This is a genomic window from Bacillus sp. MMSF_3328 (genome assembly GCF_030733525.1).
GTDB lineage: Bacteria > Bacillota > Bacilli > Bacillales > Cytobacillaceae > Bacillus_AB > Bacillus_AB infantis.
Window position 1 is genome coordinate 170,491 of the sequence record NZ_JASHIV010000001.1, and the last position, 24,453, is coordinate 194,943.

Annotated in this window: 27 protein-coding genes; 22 read left to right on the forward strand and 5 right to left on the reverse strand. The window is 46.2% G+C overall.

Annotated elements, in window-relative coordinates; all coding sequences use genetic code 11:
- Positions 1–294 precede the first annotated feature (294 nt).
- Positions 295–435, forward strand: a complete 141-nt coding sequence (locus RBB45_RS00800; RefSeq protein ID WP_009796244.1) for a hypothetical protein — start codon at positions 295–297, stop codon at positions 433–435.
- A 107-nt stretch (positions 436–542) separates the two neighbouring features.
- Positions 543–2,339, forward strand: a complete 1,797-nt coding sequence (locus RBB45_RS00805) for a M3 family oligoendopeptidase (protein ID WP_148949006.1) — start codon at positions 543–545, stop codon at positions 2,337–2,339.
- A 53-nt stretch (positions 2,340–2,392) separates the two neighbouring features.
- On the opposite strand, the gene pssA is transcribed toward RBB45_RS00805, so the two are convergent.
- The gene (gene pssA / locus RBB45_RS00810) at positions 2,393–2,932 is read right to left on the reverse strand and encodes a CDP-diacylglycerol--serine O-phosphatidyltransferase (RefSeq protein ID WP_148949007.1); all 540 of its coding nucleotides are present in this window, start codon (positions 2,930–2,932) and stop codon (positions 2,393–2,395) included.
- A 125-nt stretch (positions 2,933–3,057) separates the two neighbouring features.
- On the opposite strand from pssA, the gene RBB45_RS00815 reads away from it, so the two are divergent.
- Entirely contained in the window at positions 3,058–3,843 is a 786-nt protein-coding gene (locus RBB45_RS00815; protein ID WP_035403641.1) for a phosphatidylserine decarboxylase, read from the forward strand.
- Positions 3,844–3,934: 91 nt separating this feature from the next.
- On the opposite strand, the gene RBB45_RS00820 is transcribed toward RBB45_RS00815, so the two are convergent.
- Positions 3,935–4,075, reverse strand: coding sequence for a sporulation histidine kinase inhibitor Sda (locus RBB45_RS00820; protein ID WP_009796240.1), 141 nt, complete (start codon positions 4,073–4,075; stop codon positions 3,935–3,937).
- 558 nt (positions 4,076–4,633) lie between these two features.
- Between RBB45_RS00820 and RBB45_RS00825 the strand changes: the two genes are divergently transcribed.
- From RBB45_RS00825 to RBB45_RS00860, 8 genes are read left to right on the forward strand one after another with little or no spacing between them, the layout of a single operon-like run.
- A complete protein-coding gene (locus RBB45_RS00825) occupies positions 4,634–5,149 on the forward strand; it encodes a YqeG family HAD IIIA-type phosphatase (RefSeq protein WP_101550594.1) in 516 nt (171 codons plus the stop codon).
- Positions 5,150–5,152: 3 nt separating this feature from the next.
- Positions 5,153–6,256, forward strand: coding sequence for a ribosome biogenesis GTPase YqeH (gene yqeH / locus RBB45_RS00830; protein ID WP_009796237.1), 1,104 nt, complete (start codon positions 5,153–5,155; stop codon positions 6,254–6,256).
- Between the two features lie 18 nt (positions 6,257–6,274).
- The gene (gene aroE / locus RBB45_RS00835; protein WP_306009020.1) at positions 6,275–7,114 is read left to right on the forward strand and encodes a shikimate dehydrogenase; all 840 of its coding nucleotides are present in this window, start codon (positions 6,275–6,277) and stop codon (positions 7,112–7,114) included.
- Positions 7,108–7,398 (forward strand): ribosome assembly RNA-binding protein YhbY, encoded by a 291-nt coding sequence (yhbY, locus tag RBB45_RS00840; protein WP_009796235.1) that lies wholly within the window; start codon positions 7,108–7,110, stop codon positions 7,396–7,398. The genes aroE and yhbY overlap by 7 nt, the downstream gene beginning before the upstream one ends.
- Before the next feature lie 45 nt (positions 7,399–7,443).
- Positions 7,444–8,013: a nicotinate-nucleotide adenylyltransferase gene (locus RBB45_RS00845; protein WP_101550360.1), complete on the forward strand. Its 570-nt coding sequence runs from the start codon at positions 7,444–7,446 to the stop codon at positions 8,011–8,013.
- Positions 8,003–8,572 (forward strand): bis(5'-nucleosyl)-tetraphosphatase (symmetrical) YqeK, encoded by a 570-nt coding sequence (yqeK, locus tag RBB45_RS00850; RefSeq protein WP_248137429.1) that lies wholly within the window; start codon positions 8,003–8,005, stop codon positions 8,570–8,572. Before RBB45_RS00845 ends, yqeK begins: the two co-directional genes overlap by 11 nt.
- Positions 8,573–8,929 carry a ribosome silencing factor gene (gene rsfS, locus RBB45_RS00855; RefSeq protein ID WP_009796232.1) on the forward strand — a complete coding sequence of 119 codons (357 nt, stop codon included), beginning with the start codon at positions 8,573–8,575 and terminating at the stop codon, positions 8,927–8,929.
- A complete protein-coding gene (locus tag RBB45_RS00860) occupies positions 8,926–9,672 on the forward strand; it encodes a class I SAM-dependent DNA methyltransferase (RefSeq protein ID WP_129612077.1) in 747 nt (248 codons plus the stop codon). The genes rsfS and RBB45_RS00860 overlap by 4 nt, the downstream gene beginning before the upstream one ends.
- A 110-nt stretch (positions 9,673–9,782) precedes the next feature.
- On the opposite strand, the gene comER is transcribed toward RBB45_RS00860, so the two are convergent.
- Positions 9,783–10,607: a late competence protein ComER gene (gene comER, locus RBB45_RS00865; RefSeq protein WP_022544213.1), complete on the reverse strand. Its 825-nt coding sequence runs from the start codon at positions 10,605–10,607 to the stop codon at positions 9,783–9,785.
- An 84-nt stretch (positions 10,608–10,691) separates the two neighbouring features.
- On the opposite strand from comER, the gene RBB45_RS00870 reads away from it, so the two are divergent.
- The 3 genes from RBB45_RS00870 to RBB45_RS00880 all read left to right on the forward strand — a co-directional run bounded on the left by RBB45_RS00870 (position 10,692) and on the right by RBB45_RS00880 (position 14,358).
- Positions 10,692–11,342, forward strand: coding sequence for a helix-hairpin-helix domain-containing protein (locus RBB45_RS00870; RefSeq protein WP_022544212.1), 651 nt, complete (start codon positions 10,692–10,694; stop codon positions 11,340–11,342).
- A gap of 83 nt (positions 11,343–11,425) precedes the next feature.
- Positions 11,426–12,013, forward strand: coding sequence for a ComE operon protein 2 (locus RBB45_RS00875; RefSeq protein ID WP_009796227.1), 588 nt, complete (start codon positions 11,426–11,428; stop codon positions 12,011–12,013).
- A gap of 17 nt (positions 12,014–12,030) precedes the next feature.
- Positions 12,031–14,358, forward strand: a complete 2,328-nt coding sequence (locus tag RBB45_RS00880; protein ID WP_306009021.1) for a DNA internalization-related competence protein ComEC/Rec2 — start codon at positions 12,031–12,033, stop codon at positions 14,356–14,358.
- Positions 14,359–14,465: 107 nt separating this feature from the next.
- Here the strand turns inward: RBB45_RS00880 and RBB45_RS00885 are convergent, their stop codons facing one another.
- Positions 14,466–14,600 carry a YqzM family protein gene (locus RBB45_RS00885; protein ID WP_009796271.1) on the reverse strand — a complete coding sequence of 45 codons (135 nt, stop codon included), beginning with the start codon at positions 14,598–14,600 and terminating at the stop codon, positions 14,466–14,468.
- A 301-nt stretch (positions 14,601–14,901) separates the two neighbouring features.
- Here RBB45_RS00885 and holA point away from each other — a divergent pair, with 301 nt between their 5' ends.
- Positions 14,902–15,942 (forward strand): DNA polymerase III subunit delta, encoded by a 1,041-nt coding sequence (gene holA / locus RBB45_RS00890; protein ID WP_009796270.1) that lies wholly within the window; start codon positions 14,902–14,904, stop codon positions 15,940–15,942.
- 84 nt (positions 15,943–16,026) lie between these two features.
- Here holA and rpsT read toward each other — a convergent pair whose 3' ends face one another.
- Positions 16,027–16,293 (reverse strand): 30S ribosomal protein S20, encoded by a 267-nt coding sequence (gene rpsT, locus RBB45_RS00895; protein WP_009796269.1) that lies wholly within the window; start codon positions 16,291–16,293, stop codon positions 16,027–16,029.
- A 294-nt stretch (positions 16,294–16,587) separates the two neighbouring features.
- Between rpsT and gpr the strand changes: the two genes are divergently transcribed.
- The 7 genes from gpr to grpE all read left to right on the forward strand — a co-directional run bounded on the left by gpr (position 16,588) and on the right by grpE (position 24,439).
- Positions 16,588–17,712 carry a GPR endopeptidase gene (gpr, locus tag RBB45_RS00900; RefSeq protein WP_009796267.1) on the forward strand — a complete coding sequence of 375 codons (1,125 nt, stop codon included), beginning with the start codon at positions 16,588–16,590 and terminating at the stop codon, positions 17,710–17,712.
- Positions 17,713–17,782: 70 nt separating this feature from the next.
- Positions 17,783–18,973 (forward strand): stage II sporulation protein P, encoded by a 1,191-nt coding sequence (spoIIP, locus tag RBB45_RS00905; RefSeq protein ID WP_094767028.1) that lies wholly within the window; start codon positions 17,783–17,785, stop codon positions 18,971–18,973.
- Between the two features lie 11 nt (positions 18,974–18,984).
- A complete protein-coding gene (locus RBB45_RS00910) occupies positions 18,985–19,326 on the forward strand; it encodes a YqxA family protein (RefSeq protein ID WP_224951539.1) in 342 nt (113 codons plus the stop codon).
- 141 nt (positions 19,327–19,467) lie between these two features.
- Positions 19,468–21,303: a translation elongation factor 4 gene (gene lepA, locus RBB45_RS00915; RefSeq protein ID WP_094767029.1), complete on the forward strand. Its 1,836-nt coding sequence runs from the start codon at positions 19,468–19,470 to the stop codon at positions 21,301–21,303.
- A 123-nt stretch (positions 21,304–21,426) separates the two neighbouring features.
- The gene (gene hemW / locus RBB45_RS00920) at positions 21,427–22,566 is read left to right on the forward strand and encodes a radical SAM family heme chaperone HemW (RefSeq protein WP_022544210.1); all 1,140 of its coding nucleotides are present in this window, start codon (positions 21,427–21,429) and stop codon (positions 22,564–22,566) included.
- An 84-nt stretch (positions 22,567–22,650) separates the two neighbouring features.
- Positions 22,651–23,682, forward strand: a complete 1,032-nt coding sequence (gene hrcA, locus RBB45_RS00925) for a heat-inducible transcriptional repressor HrcA (protein ID WP_009796262.1) — start codon at positions 22,651–22,653, stop codon at positions 23,680–23,682.
- 133 nt (positions 23,683–23,815) lie between these two features.
- Complete coding sequence (grpE, locus tag RBB45_RS00930; RefSeq protein ID WP_101550346.1) at positions 23,816–24,439, forward strand: nucleotide exchange factor GrpE; 624 nt, start codon at positions 23,816–23,818, stop codon at positions 24,437–24,439.
- The last annotated feature ends 14 nt before the right edge of the window (positions 24,440–24,453 follow it).

Sequence of the window (24,453 nt, forward strand, 5' to 3'; positions counted from 1 at the left end):
TATTTTTCCGCATCCTCCGCAAAGGGAGCAGGTTTTCTTGAACAGCCTGCAAGCTGAAGACCGGCCTGTTCCTTTGCATCTCCGGCAGATGGAAATGATCTTCATGGAATACCCCCCGTTCCAGTGAGCTATAATGCAGGGTATTCACCCGGCCATGAATTGCTACAAATTTGTGCTCTTTTTAGCGGAAACCGGCATGTTTGCCCAAACAGGGGCATTTGTACAGCATAAAATACATCAGAAAGTCTGAATATTTTCATCTGGAAGCGTAGTCTGAAGGGAGGTAAGGGAGCAGTGTATTATCCATATCCGTACTATCCGCCGCCTCCGCCAGTGCCTTATTACAGGGCAGGTGGCGCATGGTATGCGCTGATTGTCGTACTCCTGATCCTGCTGATCGTGTTCGGGGGATGGACCTATTATGGCAACTGCTAGCAGCGATGGGGAAGGTGGACCGGCCTTCCCTTATAATCATGCATATTGATAGAAATTTCGGAAAAATAAACCTATAATAGATTAGAATACATAAGGGGGGACTTGCAATGGCAACAGCTTTATATTCAGAAGTTTGGGATTTGGATGTTTTTTTCGAAGGGGGGAGCTCCTCCGGGGATTTTGCCGTACATATAGATCAGACAAAACAGCTGATCGATGAATTTATCGCATTGACAGAAGGCTGGCAGCCATCATCGGCAGAGCAGGATCAGCAGACGCTGCTGAATCTGATCGGGAAATTTGAAGGCACCACCAAGAAACTGCGCCAGGCAGGAGCCTTTGTAAGCTGCCTTGAAGCACAGAATATGGCTGACAGCAAAGCCAATGAGCTCCGTGCTGCAGTCACAGTACTAAGTGCAGGATTTCAGAATGCGCTGACTGATTTTGACGAGAAGCTGGCCGGTTTTTCTGACGAGGACTGGAAGCAGCTCCTGCAGGCGGATGGATTGTCAGAGCTCGAGTTCGTCCTGACAGAGCGCCGGGAAAGGGCAGCCGAAAAGCTGTCCAAGCAGGAGGAATCCCTCATCAATGCACTCGGTATCGACGGGTATCACAGCTGGGGGCAGATGTATGATGTAATCGTCGGAAAAATCAGGATTCCTTTCAGTGATAAAGGGCAGGAACAGCTTTTGTCTGTCGGCCAGGCAGCCAATAAATTTTCAAGCCCGGAAAGAAGTGTCCGGAAGAATGTATTTAAAGAATGGGAAAATGCCTGGGACAAAGAACAGGATTATCTGGCAAAGACACTAAATCATCTTGCCGGCTTCAGGCTGAATGTTTACAAAATGCGCGGCTGGGACGATGTTCTGAAAGAGCCGCTTGAAATCAACAGGATGAAAAAAGAAACACTGGATGCAATGTGGGGAGTTATCTCCAAAAACAAACAGCCGCTGGTAAAATTCCTGAACCGCAAGGCAAGCCTGCTTGGGCTTGAAAAACTCAGCTGGTATGATCTTGATGCTCCGCTTGGTTCTACAGAGACTAAGGTGCCTTATCAGGAGGGAGCGGAATTCATTCTGGATCATTTCTCTAAATTTGGCGGGGAAATGACCTCATTCTCAAAAATGGCATTCGAAAATAAGTGGATCGAGGCTGAGGACCGTCCCGGCAAGCGTCCAGGAGGTTTCCATACTTACTTCCCTGAAAGCAGCCAGTCCAGAATTTTCATGACCTATTCCGGGACTCCTTCAAACGTGTCCACGCTTGCGCATGAACTGGGCCACGGCTTCCATACTTATGCCATGAAAGATCTGCATCCGCTTAACAGGAATTACAGCATGAATGTCGCGGAGACGGCTTCTACCTTTGCTGAAATGATCGTGGCTGACGCAGCGGTTAAAAATGCGGCAACAGAAGAGGAAAAGCTGGCCCTGCTGGAGGACAAAATCCAGCGTTCTGTGGCACTCCTGATGAATATCCATGCCCGTTTCCTTTTCGAAACAAGCTTTTACAATGAGCGCAAAAATGGCATGGTAAGCGGCAGGCGCCTTAATGAACTGATGCTCAATGCCCAAAAAGAAGCCTACGCCAATGCTCTGGATGAGTATCATCCGTCATTCTGGTCATCTAAGCTTCACTTCTATATTACCGGGGTTCCGTTTTATAATTTCCCTTATACATTCGGATATCTTTTCTCCCTTGGCATTTATGCTAATGCACTGGAAGGAGGCAAAGGGTATGAAGAAAAATATATCAGCCTGCTTAAAGATACAGCTTCCATGACAGTCGAGGATCTGGCGATGAAGCATTTGAATGCAGATTTGACTAAGCCTGATTTCTGGGAAAAAGCTGTAAAGCTGTGTATGGACGATGTAGAAGAATTCCTGAATCTGACTGAAAAGTGATAACAAAGAAAACCGCACATATTCTGTGCGGTTTTTTAAATACAATTTAGCTTTTACATTTTCCTCAGCCTGAATGGGCTGATCATCAGAAGGGAAAGGAGCATCATGAGGTATAAATAAAAATGCTGCGGAAAGTATGGGACAGCAAGAAAACTGAGTGTGGCCAGGCAGCCTGCCGCGGTAATTGGCAGCCCGGTAAAATAGCCGGTATTCTCTGAAATATTGAAGCGGGCCAGCCTGAAAGCACCGCATGCTATATAAAAGACGGTGAAAAAGGAGCCGGGAGCCCCGAAATCAAACAGAACAGATTGATAAATGAGTAACGCCGGTGCCACGCCAAATGATATAATATCACTCATGGAATCCAGCTGTTTGCCAAGCTCTGATTCAATATTCAGCTTTCTGGCCACCATGCCGTCAAAGCGGTCGGCAAGCGCAGCGATAAAAATGAGCAAAAGGCTGAGATTCAGGCTGCCCTTAAGGCTGTAAATGATGGCAAACCCGCCGAGCGAAAGATTGAGAAGTGTTAAAGCATTCGCTGTCTGGGTCTTTAATTTTTTGACCGTGCTGTCAAAAACCTCCAATAAGAACAATCTCTTCACTCCTTATAAGCCGGAAAGGATACAACTTATTTTCGATTTGTTATATAATAATATTTTATTTTAAGTCTTTTATGCATGTACGTAAAGAGCATTCTCAAACACTGGAGGCTGAAACCTTGATTCGTCCAATATATCGAATGTTCATTGAACTTACTAACGGCAAAGGAACCTCTGCACTTCTGCGCAGGTTTGCACGCTCGAAAAAGAGCCGCATCATGATTCGGCCATTTTCAAATGCCTATAATATTAATATGGAAGAAATGGACAGGTCCATCGACGAATATCCTACACTTCACGACTTCTTCATCCGGCAGCTGAAGGGAGGGCTGCGCCCGGCGGACGCAAGTCCGGCTGCTGCAAGCAGCCCGGTTGATGCAGTGATCGAAGATATTGGGATCATTCAGGATGACCACATGATCACCGTAAAAGGAAAGGTCTATTCCATTGAAGAAATGCTTGGCAATCAGGATGCCCTGGGGAAATACAGGAATGGTCATTATATGATTTTTTACTTAAGCCCGAGCCATTATCACCGCATTCACAGCCCGGTGACAGGGACTGTAGAAGGGCAATGGACCCTGGGCGGCAAATCCTATCCAGTCAATAAGCATGGACTGAAATATGGTAAAGCTCCCCTATCCAAAAATTATCGTACTGTTACCGAGGTAGCACACGCTTTTGGCCATCTGGCCATTGTTAAGGTTGGCGCGATGTTTGTCAATACTATTGAAGCGACACATAGAGGAGAACAGCTTGAAAAAGGAAAAGAAATGGCTTATTTCTCCTTTGGGTCGACCGTGGTCCTTCTATTTGAAGCAGGCACCTTCAAGCCTGCGGACAATCTTCAGCTTCCAGCGCATATCAAGGTCGGGGAAGCAATAGGGGAATTTGTGCAGCAGTGATTCCTGATATATAGAGCAAAGCAAAAGGGTGAGCCCTGGGCTCACCCTCTGTTCTTTCATGCTGTCTGGAATGTGTATGTATCATTGTTGTTTAAGAGGAAACCCTTATCTTATGTGTCAATGAACGCCTGTGGATTTCTGTTTCAATCAGGCGGATGAAGTCCGGGCTGAGGTTCAGCTCCCTGGCTTTAAAATAAGATTCAATCAGCAGTTCGTCCGACAGCTTGCGCATTTAAATCCGTACCTCCTGTCCGGTAAAATAACGGTTCTAAAAAGCATATTTATATACATATAATGTAAGATGTTTTGTTGTACCCTTACTCTATCAGAAATAAACGGCAGGAACAACCGTTCTGATTATCCACATAGACCGGTGGATAACCTGTGATTATTTTGTTTATAAAGGGGAAAATATTATATAAAACATAGTGGGTTTTGTGAATAAAGTTATCCACATGCTGGAAGCGCTTTGAATTTTGTCGAAAAATATTTAGTTATTTTTTGGAATGGCCTTCTCATTGCTTCATGCTGATTTTGGCCTCATTCCTGGGAAACTCTGTTTCACACGCATTTCATTTCAAAGCACAGCTGAATATCCGGCTCAAATGAGCCCAAAATCAACAACAATGTTTAAGACAACCTTTGGAATAAAGACGAGCATCTATTTGCAGCCTGTTAGGCATCTTTTTAGAAATGGATCACTCTTTGCAAGATTTATTTTGAACTGGCGGTTAAAATTGGGTATGATGGATACATTGCAAAAATGGATGAAAATAATGAGGTGTTTTCAATGTTAAAGCATTTTTTGCCTGATCAGCATGTTAAGAATATATTTGAAATAACACCCGAAAGCCTTAAGGCAAAGGGAGTAAAGGGAATCATCACTGACCTGGACAATACGCTTGTTGAGTGGGACAGGCCTCTTGCTACCCCGAAGCTTATCAAATGGTTTGAGGAAATGAAGCATCAGAATATTAAGGTGACAATTGTTTCGAATAATAAAGAAAACCGTGTAAAGGCCTTTTCTGAGCCCCTGGGCATTCCGTTCATCTTCCAGGCGCGCAAGCCGATGACAAGGGCATTTAACAGGGCCTTGGGTGAAATGGGCCTGAAAAAAGAAGAAACTGTTGTCATAGGTGACCAGCTGCTGACTGATGTTCTAGGCGGCAACAGGAGCGGGTTCCATACGATCCTTGTCGTCCCGGTTGCCCAGACGGACGGATTTGTAACAAGATTTAACCGCAAAGTCGAAAGGCGGATTCTAAATTGGTTCAGAAAAAAAGGCAAGATTCAATGGGAGGATTAATGCGTGAGTGAACAATATGTATGTATAGGCTGCGGAGTGAAGGTCCAGACAGAAAATCCCGAGGAGCTCGGCTACGCGCCAAAATCAGCTTTAGAGAAAGAGGCGATTGTCTGCCAGCGCTGTTTCCGCCTCAAGCATTATAATGAGGTCCAGGATGTCAGCTTAACTGATGATGATTTTCTTAAAATACTGAATGAAATCGGAAGAAGCGATGCTCTGATCGTCAAGATTGTCGATATCTTTGATTTCAATGGAAGCTGGCTTCCGGGGCTGCATCGTTTTACAGGGAACAACAAGGTTCTTTTGGTCGGCAATAAAGCAGATCTGCTTCCAAAATCAGTGAAGCGGAATAAACTGATCAACTGGATGAAGCAGGAGTCGAAAAATCTGGGGCTCCGGCCGGAAGATGTGTTCCTTGTCAGTGCTGCGAAAGGGCAGTCGATCCAGGAGGTGGCTTCTGCGATAGATGAGTACAGGGAAGGCAAGGACGTGTATGTAGTCGGCTGTACAAATGTCGGCAAATCAACCTTCATCAACCGGATCCTTAAGGAGGTAACAGGAGAAGGGGATATCATCACCACTTCTCATTTTCCAGGGACAACTTTGGATATTATCGAGATACCTTTAGAGGACGGCAAAGCTCTTGTTGATACACCGGGCATCATCAACCATCATCAGATGGCCCACTTTGTCGATAAGCGTGACTTTAAGGTGATTATGCCTAAGAAGGAAATCAAGCCAAAGGTATATCAGCTTAATGAAGGGCAGACCTTATTTTTTGGCGGTCTGGCGCGCTTTGATTTTATCAGCGGAAGCAGACAGGCATTCATTTGCCACGTATCCAACGAAATCAATATCCATCGCACAAAGCTTGAGAATGCAGATGAACTGTATGAGAAGCACGCAGGGGAAATGCTTACGCCGCCCCGCCCTGAACAGATGGATGAATTTCCTGAGCTTGTCAGGCATGAATTCACTGTCAAAGAAGGGAAAACCGATATTGTGATTTCTGGTTTGGGCTGGGTTACAGTGAGTGAGCCGGGAACGAAGGTTGCCGCTTATGTACCAAAAGGAGTGCAGGCGATGGTAAGGAAATCCCTGATTTAACAGAAAGGGGAGAGGGACTTGAAAAAGCTCTTTGCTGTAATCGGCGATCCGATTGGCCACTCAATGTCGCCGGCGATGCATAATGATCTGTTTGGTATATATGGACTGGATGCCTGCTATGTTCCGCTAAAAGTCAGACGGGAAGATTTAGGGGACGCAGTGAAGGGGCTCCGGGCAATCGGGGTTGCAGGGTTTAATGTCACTGTACCCCATAAAACAGAAATCATGCCATTCCTGGATGAAATCGATCAGCTGGCAGAGGCAATCGGGGCGGTGAATACTGTCCTTAATAAAGATGGGAAATTGATTGGGTACAACACGGATGGGGAGGGCTATGTAAGAGGCCTCGCTTCTGAGGTGCCTGATTTCAGCCGGAAAAAAATCCTGATTGCCGGAGCAGGCGGAGCGGCAAAGGCAATCTATTATACGCTCGCACAAAAAGGCGTTCAGGCAATAGATATCTGCAATCGGACAGCGGCAAAGGCGGAGGCTCTTGCGGATAAATGCCCCTTTCCTGTCAGAACGGATGCTTTAGGCTTTCAGCAGGCAGAAGAAAAACTGGCTGAGTATGATATCATCATCCAGACAACACCGATCGGCATGCTGCCCGACGTAAATGCATTGCCCTTTGGACTTTATCATCTGAAGGCCGGTGCTTTTGTCAGCGATATAATATATAACCCGCTTGAAACCAAATTTTTGCGGGAAGCTAAAAACAAAGGTGCATCCATCCAGAATGGCCTGAAAATGTTTGTCTGCCAGGGGGCATTGGCCTTTGAAAGGTGGACTGGAACCTTTCCGGATACAGACAGGATGGAAGCAGGCGTTATTACACAACTGGGAGGACAAACATGTTAACAGGAAAACAAAAAAGATTATTGCGCTCAAAAGCACATCACTTGAACCCGATTTTTCAGGTTGGAAAAGGCGGGGTGAACGAAAATATGATATCACAGATCGGGGAAGCGCTCGAGGCAAGGGAATTGCTGAAGGTAAGCATCCTGCAGAACTGTGATGAAGATAGAGACGAAGTGGCTGAGAAGCTCGTTAAAGGGACTAAAGCAGAGCTGGTGCAGATCATCGGCAATATGATCGTCCTTTATAAAGAATCAAAAGAAAACAAACAAATCCAGCTGCCATAATGAAGGCATGTTTGCAGCCAAGAGGCGGCAAAAGGAGGACTGCAGGTGAAGAGGATCGGCATTCTTGGAGGTACATTCAATCCTCCCCATCATGGCCATCTGCTGATTGCAAATGAGGTGCTCCATTCCCTTTCATTGGACAAGGTCTGGTTTATGCCAAACCAGGATCCCCCGCATAAAAAGAAGTCTTCAGCTGCATCTGATCAAGCAAGGGTAGAAATGCTGGAGCTTGCAATTGAGGGGCACCCGCGCTTTGAAATCCAGACGATTGAAATGGAACGCGGGGGGCCATCCTACACTTATGATACAATGAAGCTGCTTAAAGAGCAGAATAAGGATACCGAATTCTATTTTATCATCGGGGCTGATATGATTGAGTATCTGCCGAAATGGTATAAAATAAATGACCTCCTTGAGCTTGCCGTCTTTGCCGGCGTCGGCAGGCCTTCCTATAGCAGCCGTACTGACTATCCGGTTGTCCCGGTTGATGTGCCGCAGATGGATGTTTCATCGAGCATGATCAGGGAAAGGCTCAGCCAGGGAGATACCGTGCGCTATCTAATTCCGGAAAGCGTCAGGAAGTATATTGAGGAGAATCGTTTGTATGGATCGTGAATTTTATCTAAAAATAGTAAAGAAACAGTTAACAGAACACCGCTACCAGCATACAATCGGTGTGATGGAAACGGCAATCGGCCTTGCCCGCACCTTTGGGGCTGATATCCAGAAGGCTGAAACGGCCGCTATTCTCCATGATTATGCCAAGTTCCGCCCGAAGGATGAAATGAAGAGGATTATCATAGAGCAAAAAATGCCTGAGGAGCTCCTTATGTACAACAGCGAGCTTTGGCATGCCCCTGCTGGTGCCTACCTTGCTGAAACAGAGGCAGGGGTGACCGATCCTGAAATCCTGGATGCAATCCGGTATCATACGTCAGGAAGGCCGCGAATGCCCTTACTTGATAAAATCATTTATCTCGCCGACTATATTGAACCCGGCCGGCATTTTCCGGGTGTGGATGAAGTCCGGAAACTGGCTGAAACAGATCTTGATTCAGCCTTAATAAAAGCAATGCAGAATACTATCACGTTTTTAATGAAGAAGAATCAGCCGGTGTTTCCGCTGACTTTTCTGTCGTATAATGATCTTGTAATGAAAAAGGAGACTGATTAAATGAGTGAACGCGCCTTATTAGATATGGCTGTAAAAGCAGCCGATGATAAACGAGCAGAAGATATTGTGGTATTGAATATGAAAGGGATTTCCCTCATCTCAGATTATTTTCTGATTTGCCACGGTAATTCTGATAAGCAAGTCCAGGCAATCGCCCGTGAAATGAAAGAAAAGAGCGAAGAGCTTGGCTATACAGTCAACCGGATGGAAGGATTTGACGAGGCGAGATGGATACTCGTTGACCTCGGGGATGTTGTAGCCCATGTTTTCCATAAGGATGAGAGAAGCTATTATAACTTAGAACGCCTGTGGGGCGATGCACCTTCAGTGGATGTCCAGAGCGTGCTTGGACAATGACCTATGGGAAGTTCGCCTACCTTTATGATGCACTGATGAAGGATGTGCCTTATGAAGGCTGGGTGGAAACAGTAAAAAGCAGTACAGAGAAGTACAGGATTGAAGGGAAGCGCCTTCTTGATCTTGCCTGCGGCACCGGGGAGCTTTCTGTCCGTCTCGCACAAGCCGGATACGATGTAACCGGAGTTGATTTATCGGAGGATATGCTCGCTGTCGCCCAGGCAAAAGCGATGGAGCAGGGGGCAGATATCTCTTTCTATCAGCAGGACATGTCAGAACTCGAGGGGCTTGGCGAGTATGATATTGCAGGGATCTTCTGTGACTCCCTGAACTATCTTCAGAGCGAAAAAGAGGTTGAGCAGACATTCGAAAGTGTGGGAAGGCACCTGAAGGAAGGCGGTTTGTTCATCTTTGATGTACATTCAGTCTATAAGATGGAGCATATCTTCAGGGATCAGACCTTTGCCTTGAATGAAGATGAAATCTCTTATATATGGGAATGCTTCCCTGGGGAGCATCCTTTCAGTATTGAACATGAATTGACTTTCTTTCAGCTGGACCCTTCGCTCATGAAATATGACAGATATGATGAGCTCCATCTGCAGCGCACTTATCCTATAGATATCTATAAAGACTGGCTTTTAAAAGCAGGGTTTACCCTGCTGGAAATAACAGCGGATTTTGAGACCGAGCTCCCGGCGCAAGAGTCCGAAAGGATCTTTTTCATTTGCCGCAAAAACTAGCAAAAGCCGCTCCCGATGGGGGGCGGCTTTTGCTTTTTTTCGTATTCCTGTAAGGCTGTTCAAAAAAAGTCAGCGGCAGCAGAAGGAATTTTGAAAGGAAGCAGAGAATGTTAATGGACAGTGAACTGTTTTTTGACCTGTGTAAGATCTTCCTCGAATTTAGAATGTGTTGCCTGGAACACATGCCGGAAAACATCACCTAATTCCTTCTCCAGCACCTTTATTCCTTCACCGGTTATTCCTCCTTTAACACAGACCTTCCGCTGAAGGGCAGGAAGGGTATAATGCCCCTTTTTCAGCAGCTCTCCCATCCCGATCAGCATTTCGCTGGCAAGAACAGTGGCAGTCTCCCGATTTATTTTTGTTTCCGCAACGGCCGCATTAATGAATTGCTGTGTCAGATAACTGAAAAATGCAGGTCCGCAGCTTACGATGTCAGATGATACCCTTGTTATTTCTTCTTCTATTTCCACAGGCTTGGCAATGGCCTCGATAAGCGGCATGAGCTTCTGCTTCCATTCATCCCTGAAATGCTCCCCGTAAGTAACAAGAGCCACACCGGCGTGTGCCCTGTTGGTGATGCTTGGAATCACCCGTGCTGCTGAACAGGGGACAAAAGATTCGAGCTGTTCGGCGCTGATAGGGCTTGTTATTGAAATCACGCAATCCTCATCACTTAAATATGGCCGGATTTCCTGGATCACATCCGCAAAATCATGAGGCTTCACACAAATGAAAATCAAATCTGAATTGGCAGCCGTTTCGGCTGCTCCCTCCGCAAGTTTCAGGCCGCTGTACTCTTTCTGTATCTCTGCCGCTTTCTCCAAAGTTCTGTTTGTAATCGTCACAGAGGAGGGAGGAACGGCTTTGGCATCAAGTAAGGCCTGGATAAGAATTTTCCCCATATTCCCTGTACCGATAAATCCGACATTCATAAATAACCCTCCTTTGACAGCAAGATATCTCATATAACGATATGAAATTGAAAACTCAAATATACCTTGAAAGGGGATGCGATCATGCTGGATTGGATCAAGCGCCGCCCGCTGGCTGGGATTGGTGCGGCTTTCTTATTAATTTTGCTGTTTTATTTTTTTCTTCAGGGAAACAAAGGGGATGGTGACCCGCTTGAAAGTCTGCAGATGGAGGAGGAGCTGGAGTCATTGCCTGGCCTGGGGGAGGAAGAGGAAAAAGAAAAAGAAAAAGAAAAAGAAAAAGAAGCTGCTCCGCCTGTCATTAAGGTTGATGTGAAGGGGAGTGTGAGGAACCCGGGTTTATATGAAGCAGCTGACGGAGAGCGTGTGGCTGATCTTATTCAGAAGGCAGGGGGGCTGACAGAAAACGCAGATGAGGCCCGGATAAACTTTGCCCAGAGAGTGGGCGATGAAATGGTTATTTACGTACCGGAGGAGGGGGAGGAATTGTCAGGTGGAACTGAACCAGCACAGGCTATCAGTGCAGCCTCGGGAGAAGATGGAATGGTAAATATCAACAGTGCGGGGAGTGAGGAGCTTCAGGATATTCCGGGGATTGGCCCATCAAAAGCAGCTGCCATCATTGAGTACAGGGAAACGGAAGGTCCGTTCCAGTCGCTTGAGGACTTGATGCAGATTAGCGGGATAGGTGAAAAAACCTTTGAAAAGCTTAAATCTTATATAAAATTGAAATGAGCCTCATTGACGTGCTTTTGAAAAAGAGATTAAACTTGTACCAGGAGATTATTCTATAACAAAGAGATTTTAGGAGGAGAAAAATGGAACAGCGTTTATCATGGGACCAATATTTTATGGCTCAAAGCCATTTGCTGGCTTTAAGGAGCACATGTACAAGGCTGGCAGTCGGGGCTACAATTGTCCGCGACAAACGCATCATTGCAGGCGGATACAACGGTTCGATAGCAGGAGGAGACCATTGCATCGACCACGGCTGCTATGTCATCGATAATCATTGCGTCAGGACTATACATGCTGAGATGAACAGCATCCTGCAATGTGCCAAATTCGGTGTGCCCACTGCAGGAGCGGATATTTATGTCACGCATTTCCCATGCCTTCAATGCTGCAAGGCTATCATACAGGCTGGCATTGCAACAGTGTATTACGCTGAAGCCTACAAAAACCATCCGTATGCAATTGAGCTGTTTGAACAGGCAGGCGTCAGGGTGGAGCAGGTAATGCACAAAGAAATTTCTCTCGAATTTAACCGTGCGGAAAAGGCTGAATATATTAAAAACCTGTTGGAAGAGATGAAGCAAAACGGGACAGACCATGAGCGGATTGATAAACTTCAGGCAGAAGCCGGGGAGCTTTTTGGAACCGGGGCTGGCATTACAGCTAAGTAACTGGACTGGAGGTATCAGTGAAGGGGAATTCTTTTTATTTTGCTGCTGCTGCCCTGGCTGGACTGGTGATCGTGCTGGAAGGGAACATAGCATTATCGCTATTTGCCGTATTCCTTATGTGCCTATTTGCACTAATAAAACGATTCTCAAAAATGTTGATTCTTCTTTTATTTATTACGCTGCTGATATTTGCCTGCAGAGGTTATTTTGCAGAAAAGGGAAATCACAGTGTATTAAGCGGAGCCGAGAAAACGTTTCAGCTGGAGCTGTCAGAAATGAAGATTGATGGAAACAGCCTTTCTGTAAACTCACGCGACAGAAAGACAGGGGAAAAACTGCTTCTTGCCTATAAGCTGGATTCACAGAAAGAAAAGCAGCTGCTGCGGAACAATCTGGTTCCAGGGCTGGTATGCCGCGTGGATGGCATTCTCGAAAAGCCCATGCAGGCAGCTAATCCGAATGGATTTGACTACAGGCTTTATCTGGAAAGAAAGCAGACGTTCTGGATTCTTGAAGCTGATTCGCTGATGCTCAGCCGGTGTTCCGGCACGGCAAGCCATCCTGTTGCAAAAATAAAGAGGCTGAGGCAGTCAGGGATCGCTTATATTGAAACGGAATTCCCCGGAAGCCTTGCACCGCTGGCAGCCGCCCTTGTTTTTGGAGAAAGGGGCCTGATGGACACCAGTCTGCTGGAGGACTATCAGAAGCTCGGCATTGTGCATCTTCTGGCGATATCCGGCCTTCATGTCGGCCTCCTGGCAGCCATGATCCTTTATATAGGGAAAAGAGCAGGCGTCCCCAGTAAAAGGATGAAATTCCTGCTGCTGCTGTTCTTGCCGGTTTACGCCGTCCTGACCGGCGGGGCTCCTTCTGTCACCAGGGCTGTACTGATGTTGATGTGTATGCTGATCTATTCGCTGGCTGCAAGAGGAAAGAAGAAGCTTCAGCCGATTGATGCCGTAAGCTCTGTTTTTGCCGTTTGCCTTTTCTTCTCCCCTCATATAGTCTACGAACCCGGATTTCAGCTGTCTTTTTGTGTCAGCTTTGCCCTTATTATCTCAGCCCCCTCAATCTTTAAAAATCTGAACCACTGGATATCCCAAAGCGTGGCTGTTTCATTGGCTGCCCAGCTTGCATCCGCCCCGATCATTCTCTTCTTCTTTTATGAGATATCGCTTTTCGCTCTCTTCGCCAATCTTCTTTACATCCCCTTTTTTTCATTTATCCTCTTGCCTGGCATCCTGCTGGGATTCCTTTTGCATATACTTTCAGGTGGGAATGCCGGCCTGATCCTGCAGGTGCTTGAGTGGAGCGCAGGCATGGCCAATTTGGCCGCCGGAAAGCTTGGATCATTGCCTGGTGCTGTGTTGGTGCTGGGGAAGCCATCCGGGCCTGCTTTGGCCATGTATATAACAGGAGTACCAGCATTATTGATCATATGGGAAAGGAAGAAAGAGCACTTTACCCTTAAAATGGCCGCAGGCATGCTGTTGCTTTTCTCCTTTCAGCCATTGGAACAAAAATTCTCTCCAAAAGGGGAAATCACCTTTCTGGATGTAGGGCAGGGTGACAGCATTTTGGTTTCCCTGCCCTATGGCAAGGGAGATTATTTAATCGATACAGGCGGCAGGCTTCAGTTTGAAACCGAAGAATGGGAAAAAAGAAAAGATATATTTGATCCAGGGAAGGATATTGTGGTGCCATTTTTGAAGAGCAGAGGAATTTCCCGGCTGGACAGACTGATCCTGACCCATGGGGATGCTGATCATATAGGGGGAGCAGCTGGTGTGCTGGATGAGATTAAAATCAATGAAATCGTCTTCCCTAGAGGGGGTGAGGGCGGGGAGCTTGAAAATTTGCTGATCCAGCGAGCGGATGAACTGTCCATACCAGTGGTCTATGCTGAATCAGGGAGCGGATGGCAGGCTGGCAGCAGCAGCTTCCAAATCATCTCCCCCATCCAGGGCAGAGAATATGGAAGTAAAAACGATGGTTCTCTTGTCATCCTGGCGAAAGCCGGAGGGTTGCGCTGGCTTTTTACAGGCGACCTTGAGGAGGAGGGAGAAGGCAGGATCATCCAAAAATATCCTCATTTAAAGGCAGATATACTCAAAGCGGGGCACCATGGAAGCAATTCCTCCAGTTCGAGCCAGTTTCTGCGGCAAATTGAGCCTAAAGCGGCCGTCATCTCTGCCGGGAGGAACAATCGGTATGGGCATCCTCACCAAGAAGTACTTTTAAGATTGAGTTCCGAGAAAATAAAAATCTTGAGAACTGATCTTCATGGGGCAATTACCTACACATTTACCGAAAAGGCAGGAACGTTTTCCCTCAAGCTCCCATAATATAAGATTAAGAAAGCCCTTCCCATTCACCGCAGGCTTCATAAGCAGAAATGAAAAGAGACTGCATGTGTATGCAGTCTCCATAAATTTACGCTATGTAGCTGTTTTTACGCTCCAATGAATTTAATGACTGTTGCAATAACAAACAATAATGCGAAAAAGCCGAAAGATACGGCAAACCCTACGCCGGAATCAACAGCATCGTTGCGTTTGCTTTGGACGTTCTTTTCAAATTCGTTCACAGTCTACCCCTCCTATATCATTTTTAGTATAAGCGATATATAAAAAAAAATCCACAATTCCTGTGTGCGTTTTCCTGGACTAGAAGGAGTTGTCACAAATAGTTTGATTTCGCGCAGCAGAAAATAACATCACAATGTTTTCGCACCGCCGCCAATCAAGTATCCTAGGCCTTGGCTGGCGACGTTCAATATAGATGGGGAACTGGGCATCGGCGAGCCCGGTTCCTTTGAATGCTTGTCAAATCGTCCGGTCTTCTTTAGGATAGGAGTAGGAAAAAAAGTATTGAACGGAGCGAGACAATTGGTTTTAGATGTGTGGAAGCAAATAAATAACAAACAATTCACCCCGATATATTTATTATACGGAACAGAAGGCTTTTTGATTAATGAAACAAAACAGCTGCTTATCAACAATGTGCTGGCTGAAGACGAGAGCGATTTTAATCTGTCTACATATGATTTGGAGGAAACACCAATAGAAGCGGCACTTGAGGATGCAGAGACCTTCCCTTTCATGGGGGATAAGAGGCTCATCTTTCTTCACAACCCCTCTTTTCTGACTTCCGAAAAGACAAAGGGGAAGACTGAGCATAATCTGGCCAAGCTGGAATCCTATTTAAAAGAGCCGTCGCCATATTCAATTATTGTGTTTGCGGCACCCTATGAAAAGCTGGATGATAGAAAAAAGATTACGAAGGAACTGAAGAAAAAAGCAAGTGTCCTTGAGGCCAAAAAACTGGGGGAGCAGGAGCTGAAAGTCTGGATCAGGGAAAGGGCTGCCCAGAACGGCGTCCAGATTGAGGAGGATGCCGTGCAGCTTATGCTGACTCTGGCAGGTACCAACCTCTTTATGCTGACAGGTGAAATTGATAAATTGGCCTTATATGCCGACGAGGAAAAGCTGATTGATGCCGAGGCAGTTGACAAGCTGGTTGCCAGGTCGCTTGAGCAGAATATTTTCACCCTTGTCGACAAGGTGGTCCACAGAAAAATAGATGAGGCACTGCGGATTTATTATGATCTTTTAAAGCAAAATGAAGAGCCGATTAAAATTCTTTCCATTCTGACCGGCCAATTCAGGCTAATCTACCAGGTGAAGGAGCTGTCGAGAAGGGGATACGGCCAGCAGCAGACGGCCGGATACTTAAAGGTCCATCCCTTCAGGGTCAAGCTTGCAGCCGGACAGGCCCAGCTTTTCGGAGATGAGGAACTGTCCCGCATCATGAAGCTTCTGGCAGAAGCAGATTATGAGATGAAAACAGGGGGGATGAACAAGGAAATGCTTATTGAGATGTTTTTGTTCAGGCTCCACGACCATGCCCTCCACAAACAGACAAAATAAAAAAATGGCCCAAAAGGCCATTTTTTTCATTTTTACGGCATAAGAAAAGGCTATCTGTGAAGATAGCCGGGAATCTTTAAACGATTACGCGTTCAAAGAGTTTAGTTTTTTAGCAAGACGAGATTGCTTGCGTGCAGCAGCGTTTTTGTGGATAAGGCCTTTTGCAGCAGCTTTGTCAAGCTGGCTGACTGCGTTCGCATATGCAGTCTTAGCAGCAGCTGTATCTTCGTTCACGATTGCAGCTTCAGCTTTCTTGACAGCAGTACGCATTGAAGACTTAACAGTCACGTTTTGAGCATTGCGGGCTTCGCTTGTTTTTACGCGTTTAATAGCAGATTTAATGTTTGGCATTCCATTCACCTCCTAGAAAAAAGCAATCGAGATTATATTAACTCGACTTTCATATCATTCATTAACAATAATTAAGAACAAGTGCTATTTTATCAAAGGCATGCTAATAATGCAATACTGTAGTTTAAAATCAATTCTTTTTGCCGGGAAGGACCCAAAAGCAGTTTGATCATTTTAGGGAAGCAAATGAACATAGGCTCCAGGCGGGACAGCTTCTGAATGAATTGGCGCGGTTCAGGCAAAGCTAGGAAAAAGCACCGGCCCAGGCCGGATTGAAGAAAAGAGGGCAGCAATGTGAAAGAACCATTAGATCTTAGCAGCTATTCAATAAGAACCGACCTTGCCATTGAAGCCAGGGAGATAGTAATGGATGAACGCTCAAAAAACCTTGGGAAAGAAGAGAATCTCTCTCAGCTTGAAGGGGTCATAATTAAAGAAAAAGAAGAAGATGATCTCAAGATATCTTATGTTGAGGTGACATCAGAAGGCGCCAAATCCCTCGGGAAGAAAGAAGGCAAGTATCTAACCATTGAGGTCCAGGGTATCAGGCAGCAGGACACAGAGCTTCAGCAGAAGGTCGAAAATGTGTTTTCAAGCGAATTGGCCCGTTTCATTGAGGGGATGGGGATCAAGAAAGATGCAAGCTGCCTTGTCGTTGGTCTCGGAAACTGGAATGTCACGCCCGATGCACTGGGACCCCAGGTTTGTGAAAATATTTTGGTCACACGCCACCTTTATCAGCTTCAGCCGGAAAATGTTGAAGAGGGCTACAGGCCAGTAAGTGCCCTTGCCCCTGGCGTTATGGGGCTGACCGGGATCGAGACAAGCGATATCATCTTTGGGGTAGTGGAGAAGACGAAGCCGGACTTTGTGCTTGCAGTTGACGCCCTGGCCGCCCGCTCAATTGAAAGGGTGAACTCTACCATCCAAATTTCTGATACAGGCATCCATCCGGGTTCAGGAGTAGGCAACAAGCGGAAGGAGCTCAGCAGGGAAACTCTCGGGATTCCAGTGATTGCAATTGGGGTGCCGACCGTCGTGGATGCAGTCAGCATCACAAGCGATACAATTGATTTCATTCTTAAGCATTTCGGCAGGGAGCTTAAGGAAGGTGACAGGCCATCCCGGGCGCTGGCCCCTGCAGGCATGAATTTCGGGAAAAGGAAGAAGCTCACAGAGGAAGACCTGCCAGAAGAACAGCAGCGGCAGACTTTCCTTGGCATTGTCGGCACACTTCCAGATGAAGAAAAGAGAAAGCTGATTTATGAGGTGCTTTCTCCAATCGGCCATAATCTGATGGTAACACCGAAAGAGGTGGATGTGTTTATGGAGGATATGTCCAATCTTGTAGCCAATGGGCTGAATGCTGCCCTCCATAGCAGGATCAACCAGGAAAATTCCGGTTTTTATACTAGGTAGCCTTCTTGAGGTTCTATCTACTCTAGCACAGTCATAAGATTTACTAGACTTAAGCTGAAGAGGTGGACCTATGAAAACAGCGAAACCAACTGATAACCGCCCGGGCATGATTGGGTCTGGATTTCTGAAGGCAAGCACAGCCTGTCTGCTGTTTTCCGGCCTGGTATTTGCAGTAAGCGGGGCTGTTGCTTTTCCGGGCAATGAATATAGGGCTGTCCCTGAATCTATCAGGGCTGCGCTGTCCAATATGAAAGCAGAGGGGCTGTACCAGCTGATTGGTTTGGAGAATCACCATTTCCATGCAGCGCTGCCGGATAGACCGGTGCACCCTCCCCTTTCAGGCCTATTATTCGAACTGTCCACGAATGTACGCCTGAATGACCCGGGCAGTCTGCTTGGAAGAGAACTGCCTGCCTTTCGAGGTTATGAAGGCGCACTCCTCACAGCGGGTGAAGAAACGAATAATCCCAATATGCCAATTGAATCCCCGCCTCCGATTGAATCGCTGCGGGCTGAACAGGAAGCTTCCCTGATGAACGGCGGAAAAATGGCGGGTATCGATGAAGAAACAAGGATGACGACCGGAGGCAAAAAGATCGTTTATATTTATTTTTCGCATAATCGTGAATCTTTCCTTCCTTACTTGGATGGAGTGAAGGATATTGATCAGGCATTTCATCCTGAACAGAATATCACCAAAGTGGGAGAACGCCTGAAATCAGCCCTGGAGGCAAAGGGCATTGGCGCAGCGGTGGACAAGACTGACATCCAGGCTGACTTAAGCAGAAAAGGCTGGAGCTATTCACAGTCATATGACCAGTCAAGGGAAGCCGTCGAAACTGCACTCGCAGCTGATCAACATCTGTCTTATTTAATTGATATCCATCGGGATGCCAAAAGGAAAAGTGATACCACGACGGAAATAGATGATGTCGATTTTGCTAAAGTCGCTTTTATCATTGGTGCAGAGCATAAAGGTTATGAGCAGAATCTTTCATTTGCCAATGAACTTCATAATCTTTTGGAAAAAAAATATAAAGGCTTAAGCAGGGGGGCATTCACAAAGGAAGGAAGCCTGACGAACGGTAAATTCAATCAGGATTTATCCGAGCATGCGATTCTGGTTGAAATCGGAGGGGTGGACAATACCTTCGAGGAGCTGTACAGATCAGCTGAAGCTCTGGCAGAAGTTTTCAGTGAATATTACTGGCAGGCAGAGAAAGTAGATTCTTCCGGAAATATCCCTGCCGGCAAAGAATGAAAAAGGTGATTATGATGAAAATGTTTATGGTAAAAGCTTTCCTTGCTGCAGCATTGATGTTCATTTCCGTCCTTTTTGGCATGCAGCATGCCAATGAGGGGACGAGGGCTATGAGAGGCTATGATGAAAAAGGGCTGAATCCTGCTTTCTCCATTAATGAAAGCAGTACAGGGGAGCTGGAGGCCTCCATACTCGGCCAGGACGTATCTTCGCATGACCTGGAAAAGAAAAGAGAAAAGCTGGAAGAGATGAAGGCATATAATTTCTTTTCCTCTGCCGGCAGGGATCTTGCCGAAGGGCTATCAAAGGCCGCAGACACCGCCATACAGAAAGTGGCGGATCTGATAAAATAATAGAGAACAATCGGCCATCCGGGAGATGGCTGTTTTATTTTAGTGGCCTTCTCAGTGCTTCCGCTTTTCCTTGAATGTTCCAACCCCTGCTGATATAATCAAAAATAGTGTATATGCGCGAGTATAGTAGGAGTGAACGCTATGAATAGAGAAGACAGACTGGAAAGACAATCGAAAACCCGGAATTTTTCAATAATTGCCCATATTGACCATGGGAAATCAACGCTGGCTGACAGAATCCTGGAAAGAACAAATGCCTTGACGGCGCGGGAAATGAAGGACCAGCTGCTCGATTCCATGGACCTGGAAAGAGAACGCGGGATTACAATCAAATTGAATTCTGTGCAATTAAAATATAAAGCAAAAGATGGAGAAATTTACACTTTTCATCTGATTGATACCCCAGGGCACGTAGACTTTACTTATGAAGTGTCCCGAAGCCTTGCAGCATGTGAAGGCGCAGTGCTTGTTGTGGATGCTGCACAAGGCATTGAAGCCCAAACTCTGGCAAATGTGTACCTTGCCATTGATAATGACCTTGAAATTGTACCGGTCATCAACAAAATCGACCTTCCAAGTGCAGATCCTGAACGGGTGCGCGGTGAAATCGAGGACGTCATCGGGCTTGATGCCAGTGAGGCTGTATTGGCATCTGCAAAAGCAGGGATCGGAATTGAGGAGATTCTGGAACAGGTCGTTGAGAAGGTTCCAGCTCCACAGGGAGATCCAGATGCCCCGCTGAAGGCGTTGATCTTTGACAGCCTTTATGATGCATACAGAGGCGTTGTTGCCTATATCCGTGTTGTTGAAGGAACAGTGAAGGTCGGTGATAAAGTCAAGATGATGGCGACCGGCAAAGAGTTCGAAGTCACGGAGGTAGGCGTTTTCACACCGAAATCAACTCCGCTGCCTGAGCTTTCTGTAGGTGATGTAGGCTTCCTGACAGCAGCAATTAAGAATGTCGGCGATACACGTGTCGGCGATACGATCACAAGCGCGAAAAATGGAGCTACAGAACCCCTGCCAGGCTACCGGAAGCTGAATCCAATGGTATACTGCGGCCTGTACCCGATTGACAGCGCCAGATTCAATGATTTGCGCGAAGCGCTTGAAAAGCTGGAGCTCAACGATTCTGCGCTTCAGTTTGAGCCGGAGACTTCCCAGGCATTGGGCTTCGGTTTCCGCTGCGGATTCCTTGGACTGCTTCATATGGAAATCATCCAGGAACGCATTGAGCGGGAATTCAAGATAGACCTGATCACAACTGCACCAAGCGTTATCTACGATGTTGTCATGACTGACGGCACTTTGCTGAAAGTGGACAATCCGTCAGATATGCCTGACGCACAGAAAATTGACCGTGTAGAGGAGCCTTATGTAAAGGCGACGATGATGGCGCCAAATGATTATGTCGGTGCAATCATGGAGCTCTGCCAGGAAAAACGCGGTATTTTCATTGATATGCAGTATATGGATGAGACCAGGGTCAGCATTGTGTACGAAATTCCGCTTTCGGAAATTGTGTATGACTTCTTCGATCAGCTTAAATCCAGCACAAAAGGCTATGCCTCATTCGATTATGAGCTGATTGGCTATAAAGAATCCAAGCTTGTCAAAATGGACATTCTGCTTAACGCTGAAAAAGTCGATGCGCTCAGCTTTATCGTCCATAGAGATTTCGCATATGAACGTGGAAAAGTGATTGTAGAGAAACTGAAGGACCTGATTCCCCGCCAGCAGTTTGAGGTGCCGATCCAGGCTGCAATCGGGCAAAAAATCGTTGCGCGTTCAACGATTAAAGCGATGAGGAAGAACGTATTGGCGAAATGTTACGGCGGAGATATTTCCCGGAAAAGAAAGCTGCTTGAAAAGCAGAAGGAAGGGAAAAAGCGCATGAAGCAGGTCGGCTCTGTCGAAGTTCCGCAGGAAGCATTCATGGCAGTCCTGAAAATGGACGATACGACTCCCAAAAAGTAACAGGCTCCAGGTTTGATTTGTTGCCGGAGGTTAGATATGCTTGCATACAAGCAGCTCTAACCTCTTTTTCATTGAAAAAAAGATCTGCCGATGAGCAAATTATTAAAGGTTGTGACGACACGTATGATAAATGCGGCTTATATCCATATACCGTTTTGTGAACATATATGCCATTATTGTGATTTTAATAAAGTGTTTCTTAAAGGCCAGCCGGTCGATGAATATCTGCAGGCCCTTGAAAAAGAAATGGAATTGACCCTTCAGGATCGTCCCTCAAGCCCTTTCCGTTCAATTTTTGTTGGCGGAGGCACCCCGACTGCCTTGGATGCACGCCAGCTCGAGATGCTGTGCGCATCAATCAGAAAGCATATGCCTCTTGAAGAAGGGGCAGAATTCACCTTCGAAGCAAACCCGGGCGATCTTTCTGAAGATAAGCTGAAGGCGCTTTATGATGCCGGGGTAAACAGGCTGAGCTTTGGAGTCCAGACCTTCAATGAAGAATTGCTGAAGAGGATCGGCAGAACACACAGGGCCAAGGATGTATTTGCATCAATTGAACTTGCGAAAAAAACAGGGTTCAGCAGCATCAGTGTAGACCTTATTTACAGCTTGCCGGGCCAGACCATCGCTGACTTCAAGGAAACGCTGGATACTGCCTTTACACTGGATATCCAGCACTATTCCGGATACTCACTGATCATTGAACCGAAGACGGTTTTTTATAATCTTATGCGAAAAGGGAAGCTTCCTTCCCCGGGTGAAGATGCAGAGGCAGCGATGTATGAGCTTCTTATGGAAAGGATGGATCTTGAAGGATTTAAGCAATATGAAATCAGCAATTTTGCGCTTCCCGGTTTTGAAAGCAGGCATAACCTGACATACTGGAATAATGAAGAGTATTATGGATTTGGAGCCGGGGCCCATGGCTATGCAGGCGGGAGCCGGAATGCCAATTACGGGCCGCTGAAGAAATATATGGAGCCCTTGTCGGAAAACAAACTTCCTGTCATGGAATCGCATATTGTGACAAAAGCTGAAAGGATGGAAGAGGAAATGTTCCTGGGGCTTAGAAAGACGGAAGGTGTAGAAGTTTCCCGCTTTATGGAGAAATTTGAAGAAGATCCCCTTCAGCTGTTCAGGAGCGAGCTGGAAAGGCTTCAGACATTAGAACTGATCGAAGCTGGCGGGAAGTCGATCCGGCTGACGCGAAAAGGGCGCCTTCTTGGGAACGAAGTATTTCAATCCTTCATCGGTGTAATCTAATGATTGACATCGCGCCTATAAATTTGATAATTTATTATTAGATTTAGCACTCACTGTTGAAGAGTGCTAACAGAGGTGATAAACGTGTTAACAGATCGTCAATTATTGATTTTCCAGGTGATTGTTGATGATTTCATTCGGTCTGCCCAGCCAGTCGGTTCAAGGAGCCTGTCGAAAAAAGAAGAAATTTCTTTCAGTTCGGCCACTATACGAAACGAAATGGCTGATTTAGAAGAATTGGGTTTTATCGAGAAAACACACACCTCATCCGGAAGGGTTCCTTCTGAAAAAGGCTATCGCTATTATGTTGACCATCTTTTGTCACCCCAGAAGCTGAACCAGCAGGATATATTCACCATTAAGTCCCTCTTTGCAGAGCGGATTTATGAGCTCGAAAAGATTGTGCAGAAATCTGCCAGAATCATGTCAGAACTGACGAGCTATACGTCAATTGTCCTTGGTCCAGCCGTTAAAGAAAACAAGCTGAGAAAAATTCAGATTGTCCCTCTGAACAAGGATACGGCCATAGCCATCATTGTGACTGATACAGGGCATGTGGAAAACAAAATGTTCAGCATACCTGAGAATATCCACCCTGGGGAAATAGAAAAACTGGTCAATATCCTGAATGAGCGGCTAGCCGGTGTGCCTATAGATAATCTCAACGATAAAATCTATAAAGAAGTGGCTGTACTGCTCAGGCAGCATGTCAATCACTATGATCTCCTGCTCTATTCTTTTGCTGACATATTAAAGCTGTCAGCCAATGAAAAACTCTTTTTCGGCGGCAAGACGAACATGCTCAGCCAGCCGGAATTCCATGATATCAATAAAATCAGGAATCTGATGAATATGATTGAGCAGGAAGAAAGCATCTATGATTTAATACGCAAAGATAAATCAGGAATCAATATTAAAATCGGCAGAGAGAATGAGAACTCGGCCATGGAAAACTGCAGCCTCATTACTGCCACCTATTCAATGGGGGCAGAGCAGCTGGGGACCATCGCGGTCCTTGGGCCGACGAGGATGGAGTATTCCAGGGTGATCAGCCTGCTGCAGATTATCAGCGCAGACCTCACTGACGTCCTGACGAAGCTGTATCAAAAGAGCTGACGCGGGTAATATTGATGATGGGTGGAAGCTGTCTTCCATCCCTTTCATTGCGTGTAAATATTTATATCCAATCAGCGTCCTATGGCATGCAAGTCACGCCAGGCATGCTTAACCTTTAAGGGAGGTGAACTAGTTGGCAGACAATAAGGACTTTTTAAAGGAAGAAGAACAAGAAGCAGCCGCTGCACAAGGCAGCAATGAGCCAATCGAAGCAGTTTTCGGAGAATCAGCTGCACCATCTGAAACTGGTGAAAATGGTGAAGAGCCATCTATGGGCCAGGAAGACTCAGCAGAGCTGAAGGCTGCACACGAAAAAATTGCAGAGCTTGAGGCGAAATTGGGGGAAGCAGAAAACCGCTATCTCCGTCTTCAGGCAGACTTTGATAATTCCAGGCGCCGGGCAAAGCTTGACCAGGAGGCGGCTGAAAAATATAGAGCACAAAAACTGATCACTGAACTGCTTCCAGCCCTTGACAATTTCGAAAGAGCGCTGAAAATGGAAACTGACAATGAGCAGGCCAAAACGCTCCAGCAGGGAATGGAAATGGTTTACCGCAGTCTTGCGGAGGCGATCAAGAAAGAAGGCGCCGAAGCAATCGAGGCTGTCGGAAAAGAGTTTGATCCGCATCTGCACCAGGCTGTCATGCAGGTTGAAGACGAAAACTTTGCATCCAACACAGTTGTGGAAGAATTCCAAAAAGGCTACATGCTAAAGGACAGGGTCATCCGTCCGGCAATGGTAAAAGTAAACCAATAATAAAACTACATATA